A 12,786-nucleotide genomic window follows, 5' to 3' on the forward strand; every position below is an offset into this window, starting at 1 on the left:
ACAGATGAAAACCGCGTAATATCAAGACTTTCCGGTCTCGCAAACCATACAGTCCAACTGTACGCTGTACGGCTCGCAAGGCTTTCCGGCTGTTGCCGTCTGCTCGGCCTTCTTACCGGCCGAAAGACTCCGGACGTTCCGTCCCTCGAAAATGGTGTAAAATTCCTTCGACAATTCTCCGCGAGGCCTGACCGTCGCCGTAAGGATTCGACGCTTCGCTCATCCGCTTGTACAAAGCCGCATCGGTCAGCAGCGCCCTCGTCCGCTCGTAAACGTTCTTTTCGTCCGTCCCGACAAGCTCCAGCGTGCCTGCCTCGATGCCTTCCGGACGTTCCGTCGTATCCCGCAGCACCAGCGTCGGCACTCCGAACGAAGGAGCTTCTTCCTGAATACCGCCCGAATCGGTCAAAATGAGGTGGGTATGCGCATAGAAATTGTTCATCCCTACCACGTCCAGCGGCTCGATCAATCTGATCCGGGGGTGCTCACCCAAAATTTCGCGGGCCGGTTCGAGAACGGCCGGGTTCGGGTGAACCGGGTAGACGATCGCGACGTCCTCGAATTCGTCGGCGATTCGCTTCACCGCGCGGAAGATTTGGCGATGTGGCTCTCCGAGCGATTCGCGGCGGTGCGCCGTCATCAGAATCATTCTTTTGCCCGCCGCCCACTCCAGATCGGGATGAGCGTAATCCGGCTTCACCGTGTATTGGAATACGTCGGTGGCCGTGTTGCCCGTGACATAGATCGTGTCGGGATTCTTGTTCTCTTTGATCAGATTGCCTGCGGACCACGAAGTCGGGGCAAAATGCAGATCGGCCAGCACGCCGGTAAGCTGCCGGTTCATCTCTTCCGGATACGGCGACAGCTTGTTCCACGTCCGCAGTCCCGCCTCTACGTGACCGACCTTGATCTGCTGCAGGAACGAGGCGTAGCTGGCCAGGAAAGTCGTCAGCGTATCGCCGTGTACAAGTACGATGTCCGGCTTCGCTTCCTTCAGCACAGGCTCCAATCCTTGCAGAACGCGAATCGTAACCTCGTTAAGCGTCTGGCTTGCCTGCATGACATCGAGATCGTAGTTCGGCGTGATTCCGAACACCTCAAGCACCTGATCGAGCATCTGACGGTGCTGTGCGGTGACGCATACGATGGATTCGATCTGCTCCGGGTGTTTCTGCAATTCCAAAATCAGCGGCGCCATCTTAATCGCTTCCGGCCGCACGCCGAAAATCGTCATGACTTTGATTTTGTCGCTCAACTCTTCTCTCCCTCTCCTACAAAACAATGCTTCTCTTGTTTGCCTTACTTCGTGCCGTACAGCCGGTCACCAGCATCGCCCAGCCCCGGAACGATGTAACCGTGCTCGTTCAACCTCTCGTCCAAAGCTCCCAAATAAATATCGATATCCGGATGCTTCTCCTGAACCGCCTTTACGCCCTCGGGAGCCGCAATCAGGCACATCAGCTTCGTAGGACGGCAATTCCGCGCCTTCAGCATGTCGATGGCCGCATTCGCCGAGCCTCCCGTTGCCAGCATCGGATCGATCACGATCAGCTCCCGCTCCGTCACGTCGGACGGCAGGCTGCAATAGTACTCCACCGGCTGCAGCGTCTCATGATCGCGATACAGGCCAATGTGACCGACCTTCGCGGAAGGAATGATTTTGAGCACGCCGTCGACCATTCCGAGCCCTGCGCGCAAAATCGGGATCAGTCCCATCATGCGCCCGGCAATCACTTTCCCCTCGGTGGCCTGAACAGGCGTCTCAACTCGCACGGTGGATAGCGGAACGTCCCTGGTCAGCTCATAGGCCATCAGCATGGCCACCTCGTCGACCAGTTCGCGGAATTGCTTCGTATTTGTCATTTTGTCACGAATAAACGTGATTTTGTGCTGGATCAGCGGATGATCGCAAATGACGAGTCGTCCCATTGTGTTCTACCCTTTCTTCTACGGCGACGGCAAGCGCCTCAGCGCTTCCGGCCGTGCTCCTATGTAGCTTGCACCGTTCATTATATCATTGTCTCCGAACGGGTGCATAACATCCTTCCTCCTCCGCGCGGATTTCGTCGAATAAATTTCTAGTCTCACCTCCCGTTAGGCGAACGCATAGCATAAAGCACAGACATCTTAGGAGGAATGACGATGCCATCCCGTTCCGCGCCCGCCGACTCGACGCAGCTGTACAAGGCCGACAGCCAGTGGTGCGACCAAATGCGGAAAACCCGCCAGAAGCTTGCCGGCATATGCGGCCAGTGCATGAATCGTCGGGTTCGCATAGAGACGATTGACGGACATTCGTACGAAGGCGTTGTCGTAGGAGCGGACAACACTTATTTGCACCTCATGACCGGCGATGCCCGTTTCTTCGGCCCCTACGCCTCCAACGCGATTCTTACGCTGGTGCTGTTCGAGCTATTGGTCATCACGCTGCTGATCTGATGACCGGTCCCGCGAGGCCCGCGTGCGAAAGAACCTCTCTTGCCCGATGCGGGAGAGGTTCTTCTCACGTTACTTTTGAGTCGCTCTACAAGTCTGTTCTCCGATCCGGGTTTAGCAAGGAATAAACCTCCTCCCCGGTTCGACAATCGAATAATCGTCCGGAAAGCCCCGCCAATTCGTCGAGACTCCTCCAATCCAACGCCTGACAAACTTTCTCGTCAGGGAAATCAAAATAACGAACCAGGAATTCGCTTAACATTTCCCGTCTCGTATGCAGCTCCACCTCATAGGCGACAAAAGCCCGGTCCACTTCGGCGGCCGTTAATACATCCGTATAAAATCCGTCTACCTGCTCGCGGACATATCTTCGAACGGAGTCGAGATCGTTGATCGTATGAAGGAATACCGATGCCCCGACATCCTTTAGCCGCTGCCCCAGCCCCACGCTATAGCGGTCGGAACTCGCGGCGACGAAGCGTATTCCCTTGCTCGCCGCGAACCGGACGACTTCATCGTCCGTCGCCTTCGTTTGGTACAAGGTGTAGACGTATCGCGGAAAAGGAAAAACCCTCTCGACCGCATCGTACATTTCTTCCGTATACAGCTGCGGGATCACGCGCAGCAGGACGTCGTAGCCGAATGGAGCGGCCGCCTCGACCAGCTTCGAGAATTGACGCTCCGCAAGCCTGGGGTCGGAGTGTTTGGTATCCGTGACCAAACAGGCGTCCGGATAGCGGATGAGGAACGAGAACAAATCGGCGGCAGTTACGGGCGTATAACGATTCAAGATTTTCAGACTCTTGAATTGCTCCAGAGTAAGCGGCTGACCCTCGGCCTGCCCCTCCGGCCGCTTCTGATGAAGATGCCGGTACAAATAAGCCTCCCAATCATGTCTGAGCACGGGCTCTCCGTCCAAGGTCAGCAGAATATCGGCTTCGAAGACGCGATGTCCGCGCTGCGTATAGCTAAGCTCAAAGGCCTCCAGGCAGTTGGTATAGTCTACCCCGTCAAGTCTGCCCCCGGCGTGGCCGATCGTTCGGAAGTCGCCGGACGCGGGGCGCGGCGGATCGGCGCGGTACAAGCTCCCTTGCGCATGCAGGGTTGCGAACGTGTCGAAGCACGTAGACTCCACCTGCAAGCCGGAAGCCCAGGTCACGATATTGAGTCCTCTCTGATTGGGGCTTCTCTCGATCCCGTTCAGCCGTATGCTGCTGACGTTCGTCGACAGGGAGCCTCCGCTCGCGACGACGGCCTCGGTTTCTCCCAGCACCCCTTCCCACCGCAATTCTTCGACCGAGCATTCTTCGTGCAGCACCTCGTAGGACGTTCCTTCTTTCTTACGGCCGATCCACACGTAGCTGTGGCGAAGCTTCCGTCTGTCAAGCTCGGCCATGCCGAACAGACGCAAGCGTTCCGCAACCTCGTCCGCAATTTGCTGGCTTCCTTCGTCTTTAACGGAGACGATCGCGTAAGCGCCCTCGGGAATGCCGCCGAGATAATCCAGCAACCCGCATCCCTCCACCGCCTTGATGCCGTACCCTTGATAGTTCAAGTGGGGAATATAGGAGCTGGCATGAAAATAAATCGGCCGGTCGTTCCGGTCCAGGACGATATCGGCAAAAGAACGAATCCAAACCCCGTGGCGCCGGTACAGCGATGAGCAATAGGCGGCGTAAACCAGACCGGCTTTTCCGCTCCTCTTCTCCGCCGGCATGCCGGATGGCGGAATGTAGATGCTCTCCCGCTCCAGCGAGACCAGCTCGGCCATCCTAGGAAGCATTCTTCTCCCCCTCTGCCGGAACGGCGCGATAGATGGCGTTATCCTCATACATGGTAATGAACGTATCCACTCTGTAAATCCCTTCCGCCTTGGAATCTATCATATCGAATACGGCGATGTTCATGCCTCGCAGATTTTGCGAGCACTGCCGGCCGTCGATCCGGATACGGGAGTAATTGCCCGCGTGGTAGCCTGCGCTCTCGACCTCCAAGCACATCGGAAACTTGAAATCGTTGATGAAGTCCCCTTGATCGTAACGCTTGGCCAACGGCCCGACCGAACACTCTTCGTATAAGTTGATATACGTATTGTGATATTTCTTCCAAATGATATTGATATAGCTATGGCGCAAATGCTCCCTGGTCAGCGAACGTACGCCTACTTCGCAAAGCTTCTCTTGCCAATCGTGATTCAACGCTTGGGAGCCGTCGTCCTTAACCGAAATAATGATAATCGAGAAAGGCGCCGCCTCCCTCAGCAGATCGAATAAGCTTCTCCCCTGAACCAGATGAACATGGTAGTTTTCCGCCCACAGGAGCGGCATCAAGCGGCAGTCGTCGAAATGCGCGGTTATGCGCCTGGAGATCCAATCCGAACGCTCCCGCCCTACAAAGACAATCCCCTTCTCCTCGCAGCTCTTCGCAAAAACGTCGTACGCTTCCGCTGCCTCTTCCCATCGCGGGTTTTCACAGATGAACTTGCAGGTGCCGTCTTCCTCCCCCAACAGCTTCTCCCATTTCGAGAACGAGTACGGAGGCGCTGCGGCGACAGCCTCCGGCTCGACCGAATCTTCCTCCGAAGCGAACGCCTTCTTCGGATCGAGAATGGCCGGCAACCCGGGGCCCGGCTTCCTCATAGCGAGCAGTATTGAAATCCAAGTCAAAAACAATGCCGCTGCCGCAGCCTTCAACCACACCTCGCTCATGCGCCCACCTCCCGGGAAGATCTTTCCTTGAAGGCCCGATACATCTGCGTATCGATGTGAGTCGACGCGAACGTGTCCGCTCCGAACATTTCCGCGACGGCTCCCGTCTCCATGTCCACCACCGCGAAATTCAATCCCCTTTGATTGCGGCTGCACGAGCAGCCGTTGACCTTGATCTCGGACAGATTGCCCGCCGCCGCGCCCCGACTACCGACTTGAAGATCGCAAGGCAGCGCGATTCCGTCGATCAGCGCCCCGTTCGGCCAGTTCTTTTCGATCGGAAGCTCGGTCGCCTCTTCGTACAAGGAGACGTATCCTTTATTTTTATAAATCAGGTTTGCATAGCTGTGTCGATATTTCGTAACGTCCAACTGGTGAAAGCCGTATTCGGCCATCTCCCGAGCAAACCTCTGTCCGAACTGGGCGGAAGCTTCGTCCTTGGCCGCGACCACGATCAGAGAGTGATCCGGAAGGCCTCGCAAATACTCGGGCAGGGAAACCGGATTCACGGGCTCCACCTGGTAGCCTTTTTCGATCAGTCTATCCGCATAGGAGCGATCCCCGAAATAAATCTGCTGCTCGTTGGCGTCCCAGTCGATAGTAGAGTAAAAACGAATGTTCTTTCTCCTTGCCCGCCGGTAATAGCTTTCCAATCGTTTCATCTCGTCCGGGTTCGTCTGACCGCCTGAATACTGACTATCCATGTCCAGCGTTATCGGAATGACGACCGCCTCATCGTCTGCGATGCTTAATAATCGCTCTATGTTCGGAGTAAAAGCCGCCTGTACGGCCGCTCCCTCTCCCTCCGCGACCTCCGAAGGACGATCCGGAACGAGCAAGTCGTTGGCGATCAAATGCTCCGACCGGTTAACCTTCTCGCGACTATACTCGAACCTGCTTTTGTTGATCCCCGACACCGGAAGAACCATCGTTTCTTTCTCACGGTCGAAAATAGCGCTGTACACGTAATCGCCGGATTCGGAAGCGCAGCACAGCGCGTCGCGGGTCGCAAAGGAGCCCGGATGGAACTGTGTTAAGGGAACGACTCGATCCTCAGGCGCCGAAAACAGGTTTGCCCCCATTCCATAAGCGATTTTCGGCAGGCCCAGCAGGTGAAGCAGCGTCTGTCCCACGTCCAGCGTGCTGCCGACCCTGTCGGATACGTGCGCGATTCTCCGGCTCGGATCGCCGCAGGCGACGACGAAAGGCACTTGCGCTACGCTCATCCTGTTGGTTTCCCTCAGCAAGTTCGATTGCGGGATGCCCAATTCTTCGTATAACACCGGAAGATGCTCCAATCCGATCCCTTCATGATCGCCATAGACGGCGAAAACCGTATTTTCCAGCAATCCGTCCCGTTCCAGCAGCTCATAAAACCGCTGCAGCGCCCGGTCGGTATAATTGACGCTTTGATAGTATCGGACCAACGGCTCCGGAACGTCATTATCCAGCTGAAGGCCCCACAGACTCTGTTCGAGTTCAAACGGAAAATGGGAGGTCAAGCTGATCGTAAACGAGAAAAATGGCGGCTTCATCGCTTTGATCTTCTCGACAGATTGCTCGAAAAACGAAAAATCCGACATCCAATAGGAGGCCCGATCCGTAGACAAATAATCTTCTTCCGAATAGAACGCCTCAAATCCGTAAGTCTTCATCATCGTGCGCCGATTATAGAAATCGCCCTTGTACCCATGGTAAGCCGTCGCCTGGTAACCGTGGCTTCGCAATATCGCCGGCAGCCCGTGGAATTTCTTGTCGTAGTGCCTGTAATTGACGACCTCTCGTTTCAAGGGATACAAGGATTGCAGCACGGCCAATTCGGCATCGCAGGTGTGTCCTTGAGCGTATTGACTGAAAATGTCCGTGAAAGCCAGATTTTCGCGGGCCAGCCGGTTAAGGAACGGCGTAATCTCCTGACCTGCAGCTCGGCGATGCAGCAGGAACTGCTGGAACGATTCCAACTGAATCAGAATGAGATTCATCCCCTTAAACCGTCCGAACCATTCGTCCCCTGAGGGATCGTCATCGGCCCGCTCGTCCCCGTCCCCTCCTCCTTCACTATCTTCATTCCGCAGCATTGCCGACTCCTCGCGCATTCGCTCTTGCTCCGCCCGGCTTCTCCGCGCCAACAGCCAGGAGAAATAATAAGAGACGAACATTCCGAACAGATGGCTCTCCATCGCGCCTGTTTTCAGCCTGCGATATTGCCTTAAGGTGAGAGCGACCAGGACGACAAGCGCCCCGTTCAAAACCCGCCATTCCCATAAGGGGTCGTCCGGATCGCCGACAATAAAGAGGGCGGCAAGCGTTTCCGCCCACACAAAGATCAACACGATATCGCCCCGCTTCGCCAGTCGGCCGGCCGACTGAATGAGCATTGCGGCGCTCGAAGAAGCCGTCTTCGCGGAGCGCGAAAACTGCTTGATGTGCGAAAGCGGGATCGGATGCCCGAAGAAGCGCGCATGGACCACATTCCCGTAATAGGCCAGATTGGCCAAAAAGGTCAAGGCGATCGTCGCCCAAACGTTCCAATCGGCGAGCAACTGGAGAGTCGCGCCGGCGACGGTCGATGCCGCGATTTGTTCCATGGAGAGCGGCTTCAAGCCGCGCGCCTGATTCAAAGCCATGTTCCAGCTCAAATGCCACACGATAAAAACAAAAACGAGTATTACGGAGGACATAACCTTATCCCTTCTTCCTAGTCGAACCTTGCCACGGTTGGCCGAAAGCTAAGCTCCGTCTCTTCGGCGATCCACTGCAGCCGGCCAAAGCTGGACTCCGGCGGTTGACCGCCGTCCCCCCGGATAAACACGGCCATTCCTTTTTTCAGGCAACCTACGACCTCGGGCAGCCAATCTGCCTCTTTCGCTCCGGGCCCCAAGCGGAATTCGATCTCTCCGGGCTCGCGCTTCTCCGCTTTCGCCCTGCCGTCGTTTTGAAGCTCTTCGCTTCCGAGAGCGTCCCGAATCACCTTTTTCCAGCGTTCCTTCCAACTTGCTTTATCGAAGGCCTTGGACACTTGAAGCGCATTACTCCCCATTCGCCTGCGCAATTCCGGGTTGTCCAGGCACTCGACGATCGCAGCCTCCAAAGCTTCGGCGTTCGGACCGACGAGAAGCCCGTTAAACCGGTCGATGACGATGTCCGTCAGACCGCCGATTCTGGTCGCGATCACGGCGTTGCCCGTTGCGCACGCCTCCAGGCAGGACAGGCTCGTCCCTTCGCTGTATAAGGTTGGAATCAATACGATGTCCGCTTCTTTGTAGACCGCATGCATCTCATCTGGATCTCGATGATAGCAGAAGACGCGGCCGGGCCAACGCTTCATCGCTTCGCGAATTTGCCGAACGTCTTCATCGAAGCCCTTGCCGACGAAATGGAATTCGGTCGACGGATACCGGGCCAAAATGCGATCCGTCGAGGCCAGCGTTAAATATAAGCCTCTCGCCTCATACAGTCTCCTGGGGTAGACAATGCGAATTTTTCCGTCTCGTTTCCGCGGAACGGGGAAAAACTCGTTCGGATCGACGTAATTCGGTATCGTCAACATCTGCTGCCCAGTTCGGTAAGAGACGGTTTGAAACCAATTCGCTGTATTCGTATCCACGGAAACGATCTTCTGCAGGTGCTCCGCGCTGCGAATAAAACGTTCGTTGCTCAGCCAGAACTGCTCGCCGTTCGCGTAGTCGCTTCCCCGGTTGTCCCACGCAACGCCGTGGCTGATCCCGATGCTGGGATGGGCGACGCGCGGATAAGCCTGGAAGAACGCCGAGTATATGTGAAGCAGCGACTTGCCTTCCTCCGCGTACAAATACCGCCGATTAAACGCATTAAGCCGCTCCATCGAGAATTCCCCGATATCCAGCGTCCCATGGCCGAGACTGTAAACGTCGATATTGCGGTACTTGCGGTACCAGGCGTAATTGCCGTACTGATGCAGATCCAGCCTCACGCCGAGCTCTTCGCATACTTCGTGAAGATCGATAAGGTATCTTTCCGCCCCGCCCGTATAAAAATTTTCCCCATCGTAGTCGAAGAACGTTGCAGTAAATACGCTGACATGCGGGTCATGGAGGCGGTTGGCCAACAGCTTCAGACAGCCCGGCCGGGATTCGAGCTCGCACTCGATCTCGTCGGCCCTCGTCTTCCACTGATTGGAGCCGGCGATCGAGCGCAAGCGCGCTCGGGCATCCGGGGTCAAGCTCCGGAAGCAGTCGTCGAACGCCAAACCTTCCCCTGAACGAACGATCGTGATCCCGGGTCCGGCATAAGGCAGCACCTCGGCGATCGGTGTCGACAGAATCGGCTTGCCGATGGCGCAATATTCGAAAAACTTCACCGGCGAAACCGCGTTCGTCAAATCGTTCACGACAAATGGGATCATGAGCGCGTCGAAATGCTCGGCATATTCCTTTAGGCTCTCATACGGCTTCGGTCCAAGAAAATGCACGTTGTCCGGGAACGGGTCCTGCGAAATTCCGCAATGTCCGATCAGGACGATTTCGACCTGCGGCAAGCGGGCCAGCTCGATGACCAGCTTCGTATCGAACCATTCCTCGATCGCTCCGTAATAGCCGACGATCTTTTTGTTTTTCGCGACAATCGCATTAAGCTCTTCCGGCGTTTCGCGTTTCCCTGCCGATTCTGTCCGGAAGTCCTCCGGTCGCACAGCATTCGGCAAGTAGACGGCATCGGGCCGGTCCCCCACGTATTCGGCCAATCGACGCGCAGAATACGTAACCAGATCGGCTTCGTGCAGCACCTCGTAATGCTTGGCCAGCATATTGCGATCGTAGAGACCGAAGAAATCGACCCGATCGAGAACGTCGTACCATACCGTTTTGTGGGGAAGATGATCGGCCCACGCATTTTGCATCAGATACGTATTCAGCACGAGAACATGGCAGGTCTGCAAGGCCTGAAGCAGATGCTCCTGCCCGGATACGACGTACAGCCCCCGCTCCCGTTCCTTCAGGCGGAATTGGCCGCCGGGCTCGCAGAAAAAGCAAAGATAGCCCCTTCTGGCGAATTCGATCAACAATTGCTGCGGACGTTGAAGCGGCTCCCAGTGCACGGCGATCGGATAAACGACGATCCCGCGATAATCCCCGCCTTGCACAACCTGCATGATCCGTCTTGCTTCGTCGGTCAACGGCGACTCGACGAACTGGCCGTAATAGATGGATTGGTCGCGATAACGCGGAGCGAAGAGCAGATCCGCTTTCGCCAGCTCGCCTTCAAGGCGAACGATTTCCTCGCGAAGCTGCCGGACGGCCGCCTCTCCGGCCTCCTCCTCCCTCTCCAGCTCCGCGATCGTCCGCTTACGGCTCTCCAACGAGTCGAACTGATCCTCAATCAGCGCCTGAAAACGTTCCAATGCTCTGCGAAGAGCTTCCGCCTCCCGCTGTACCGCCGTCGGCGCCGCGAAGGCCTCGGGATTATCCCGCATGCTTGCGCACCTCCAGCTGTGCGCTTAAGGTGGGAAGCATAGCGGCGATGACTCCCGACTCCAGCGCGAACGCATCTTTTCTGGCCGCGGCGTAAGGTCTCCATCTTTTGTCCGAGTAGGTGACGAGTCCGGCTTCTTTAAGCAGCTCGTAGTGTTTAAGCCTTGCCGAAGCATCCATTCCCCACAGCAGGTCCTCGTGCTCGCAGAGGTCGTACCAGATCGTCTTGGCGGGCAGCAAATCGAACCAGGCGGCTTGCAATACCCAGGTGCATAAAATCGTCGGCGCAATTTTTCGTTCGATCAGCCAGCCAAGAAGAGCGGCCTCATCTTCGAATTCATAGTAGCCATCCGGCATGTCCGTGCCCGAGGAGCGGTTTCCGCGATCGACATAGGTCAAACAAACGAAGCCTTCGTTAGCTAACCCCTTCAACAAAGCCGACACGCGGCCGTCGCTGAAACGGAGCCCGTCGGGCGCCACGACAACGCCCTTATGCGAAGCCCTAAGCCGGAGCATTTCGCTCGCTTGCGAGGTTGCCGGGTCGATCCTCCGCGAGGCCTCCATGTAATACTGTCGCCTTTGCCGATAATCGGAATCGTATGAAACCCGAGCCGTCCGGCTTTCCAGCAGCTGCGACAGGCTTTGGACCTGCAGCCGCAGCGCCTCGATCTCCCGCTGCTTCTCCCGTACCGCTTCCCTGCGCGCTGCCGCGTCCCGATCCATTTCCTCCGCCATCCGCTTCAGGCGATGAAGCTCCAGCCTCCTGCTTCGGCTCAGTTCCCCAAGCGCGTCCAATTGCCGCTCTTGATGGCTCTGCTGCAAGAAGGCAGCTTCCGCATTAGGTTCCAATCGGATCATAACTTCACTTCCTTGGTTTTATACGAAGCTCAAATGCAGCCACTTTCTTTTCAGCTTCTCGTGCAGCCGGGGCCAGCCCCCGGCGAAGCCCGAGTCGATCCTGGAAGACAGGCTTCCTTCGTGAATCCGGTAATAATACAGGGGCTCCTGCAGGTGGACGAACCGCCCGACCAGCGCGAGACGAATCGCGAAATCCCTGTCTTCAATGCCGAACAGAGACTCGTCGAATCCCCCGGATTTCCGATAAGCCGAAGCTCTCCACAGCAGCGACGGGCCGCCGTTCTGCAGCCCGTTCAGCCGATACGCGGACAAACGCTTCGTCTCGATCGCCAGCCCGTCCTTGTCGATGTGGTAGTAATCGGAGAAGACGGCGCTTGCATCCGGACAGGCGGCGAGAGTCTGCACCATCCGTTCCAGCCATCGAGGCTGGACTCCGTTGTCTGCGGAAGTCCAGCCCATCAGAGAGCCCTCGGCTTTCGACAGGCCATAATTCAGCGCATGCGGGAGCCCCCGGTTCTTCTCCAATCTGTAATACTTCACCCGACTGTCATGGGCGAACCGACGTACGATCGCCGCCACGTCATCGTCCGATCCGTCGTCTACGACGACGAGTTCCAGCTCCAGGTAGGTTTGAGCCAGAATGGCGCGAATGCTCTCGAATAAATAAAGCGTATCGTTATAGACGGGCAAAATCAGACTGACAAGCGGCCGTCCCGATTGCCTAGTCGTTTCTGCCTGCTTCGTCGAGCTTCCCTCTCGCGAACGCGCAAATAGCGCGGACCACTCTGGCATATTCAAATAAGAGAATATCGGGGAAAGCATGCTTTGCGCCGCCGTCGAATCGATGGGGAAGGCTTCCATAATCGCCCGGGATATTCGGTCGTGCCCCTCGGCCGCATGCGTCTCGTAAATCGCCCCGGCAAGCCGATAAACGCAGCGCTCATTCGTATAGCCGGAGCTTTCCAAGCCTTGCCGCCAGGACACGAGCGCCCGCAATCTGTCTCCCGTCTGCCACTGAAGCTCGGCAATCAGGGACAACCAATCCGACTCGGTCGTCCGCACGTGCTTCGAATGGACGACCGGATTCGCTTTTAACGTGTCGACCAATAAGCCCAGCGCCTCCCGCTTCATTTCGTCCATCTCCGCGTTCGCGGCAAGCTTCCCGTAGAGATAGACGAAATCCAGCGTCTCCCTTGGGCCGAGCTCAGCTTCCATCGCGTTGTAGAGACACTCCGAAGCTTCCTCCGTCCTGCCCAAATTAATCAAAGCCAAAATTCGATAAAATTGAAAAGTCGGCCATTCCTCCGCCCCGTCCGGAGGCTGGCGCATATCCAATA

At 56.6% G+C, this 12,786-nt stretch carries 9 protein-coding genes; 1 reads left to right on the forward strand and 8 read right to left on the reverse strand.

Annotated elements, in window-relative coordinates; translation table 11 throughout:
- Positions 1 to 112: 112 nt before the first annotated feature.
- Positions 113 to 1,234: a non-hydrolyzing UDP-N-acetylglucosamine 2-epimerase gene (gene wecB / locus DFP98_RS11435; protein ID WP_116060764.1), complete on the reverse strand. Its 1,122-nt coding sequence runs from the start codon at positions 1,232 to 1,234 to the stop codon at positions 113 to 115.
- Between the two features lie 65 nt (positions 1,235 to 1,299).
- Positions 1,300 to 1,929 (reverse strand): uracil phosphoribosyltransferase, encoded by a 630-nt coding sequence (upp, locus tag DFP98_RS11440; RefSeq protein WP_116060715.1) that lies wholly within the window; start codon positions 1,927 to 1,929, stop codon positions 1,300 to 1,302.
- A gap of 213 nt (positions 1,930 to 2,142) precedes the next feature.
- Here upp and DFP98_RS11445 point away from each other — a divergent pair, with 213 nt between their 5' ends.
- Positions 2,143 to 2,439, forward strand: a complete 297-nt coding sequence (locus DFP98_RS11445; RefSeq protein ID WP_246016497.1) for an LSm family protein — start codon at positions 2,143 to 2,145, stop codon at positions 2,437 to 2,439.
- Between the two features lie 85 nt (positions 2,440 to 2,524).
- Here the strand turns inward: DFP98_RS11445 and DFP98_RS11450 are convergent, their stop codons facing one another.
- Genes DFP98_RS11450 through DFP98_RS11475 form a run of 6 tightly spaced genes read right to left on the reverse strand, consistent with a single transcriptional unit; the run spans position 2,525 to position 12,778 of the window.
- Complete coding sequence (locus tag DFP98_RS11450; protein WP_181917626.1) at positions 2,525 to 4,219, reverse strand: glycerophosphodiester phosphodiesterase family protein; 1,695 nt, start codon at positions 4,217 to 4,219, stop codon at positions 2,525 to 2,527.
- Positions 4,209 to 5,144: a hypothetical protein gene (locus DFP98_RS11455; RefSeq protein ID WP_116060717.1), complete on the reverse strand. Its 936-nt coding sequence runs from the start codon at positions 5,142 to 5,144 to the stop codon at positions 4,209 to 4,211. Before DFP98_RS11455 ends, DFP98_RS11450 begins: the two co-directional genes overlap by 11 nt.
- On the reverse strand, positions 5,141 to 7,825 hold the full coding sequence (locus DFP98_RS11460) for a sulfatase-like hydrolase/transferase (RefSeq protein WP_116060718.1): 2,685 nt from the start codon (positions 7,823 to 7,825) through the stop codon (positions 5,141 to 5,143). The genes DFP98_RS11455 and DFP98_RS11460 overlap by 4 nt, the downstream gene beginning before the upstream one ends.
- A 17-nt stretch (positions 7,826 to 7,842) precedes the next feature.
- A complete protein-coding gene (locus tag DFP98_RS11465; protein ID WP_116060719.1) occupies positions 7,843 to 10,593 on the reverse strand; it encodes a glycosyltransferase in 2,751 nt (916 codons plus the stop codon).
- Positions 10,583 to 11,449: a hypothetical protein gene (locus DFP98_RS11470; protein ID WP_116060720.1), complete on the reverse strand. Its 867-nt coding sequence runs from the start codon at positions 11,447 to 11,449 to the stop codon at positions 10,583 to 10,585. The genes DFP98_RS11465 and DFP98_RS11470 overlap by 11 nt, the downstream gene beginning before the upstream one ends.
- Before the next feature lie 18 nt (positions 11,450 to 11,467).
- A complete protein-coding gene (locus tag DFP98_RS11475; RefSeq protein ID WP_116060721.1) occupies positions 11,468 to 12,778 on the reverse strand; it encodes a glycosyltransferase in 1,311 nt (436 codons plus the stop codon).
- Between the last annotated feature and the right edge of the window lie 8 nt (positions 12,779 to 12,786).

Origin of the sequence: Cohnella phaseoli (assembly GCF_003386235.1) — a bacterium.
In the GTDB taxonomy this organism is placed as follows: domain Bacteria; phylum Bacillota; class Bacilli; order Paenibacillales; family Paenibacillaceae; genus Cohnella; species Cohnella phaseoli.

Bases quoted from the DNA above. Each gene is read 5' to 3' on its own strand.
- DFP98_RS11445 (WP_246016497.1), top strand. From the start codon at position 2,143: ATGCCATCCCGTTCCGCGCCCGCCGACTCGACGCAGCTGTACAAGGCC.
- DFP98_RS11460 (WP_116060718.1), bottom strand. From the start codon at position 7,825: ATGTCCTCCGTAATACTCGTTTTTGTTTTTATCGTGTGGCATTTGAGC.
- DFP98_RS11450 (WP_181917626.1), bottom strand. From the start codon at position 4,219: ATGCTTCCTAGGATGGCCGAGCTGGTCTCGCTGGAGCGGGAGAGCATC.
- DFP98_RS11455 (WP_116060717.1), bottom strand. From the start codon at position 5,144: ATGAGCGAGGTGTGGTTGAAGGCTGCGGCAGCGGCATTGTTTTTGACT.
- wecB (WP_116060764.1), bottom strand. From the start codon at position 1,234: ATGACGATTTTCGGCGTGCGGCCGGAAGCGATTAAGATGGCGCCGCTG.
- DFP98_RS11470 (WP_116060720.1), bottom strand. From the start codon at position 11,449: ATGATCCGATTGGAACCTAATGCGGAAGCTGCCTTCTTGCAGCAGAGC.
- upp (WP_116060715.1), bottom strand. From the start codon at position 1,929: ATGGGACGACTCGTCATTTGCGATCATCCGCTGATCCAGCACAAAATC.
- DFP98_RS11465 (WP_116060719.1), bottom strand. From the start codon at position 10,593: ATGCGGGATAATCCCGAGGCCTTCGCGGCGCCGACGGCGGTACAGCGG.
- DFP98_RS11475 (WP_116060721.1), bottom strand. From the start codon at position 12,778: ATGCGCCAGCCTCCGGACGGGGCGGAGGAATGGCCGACTTTTCAATTT.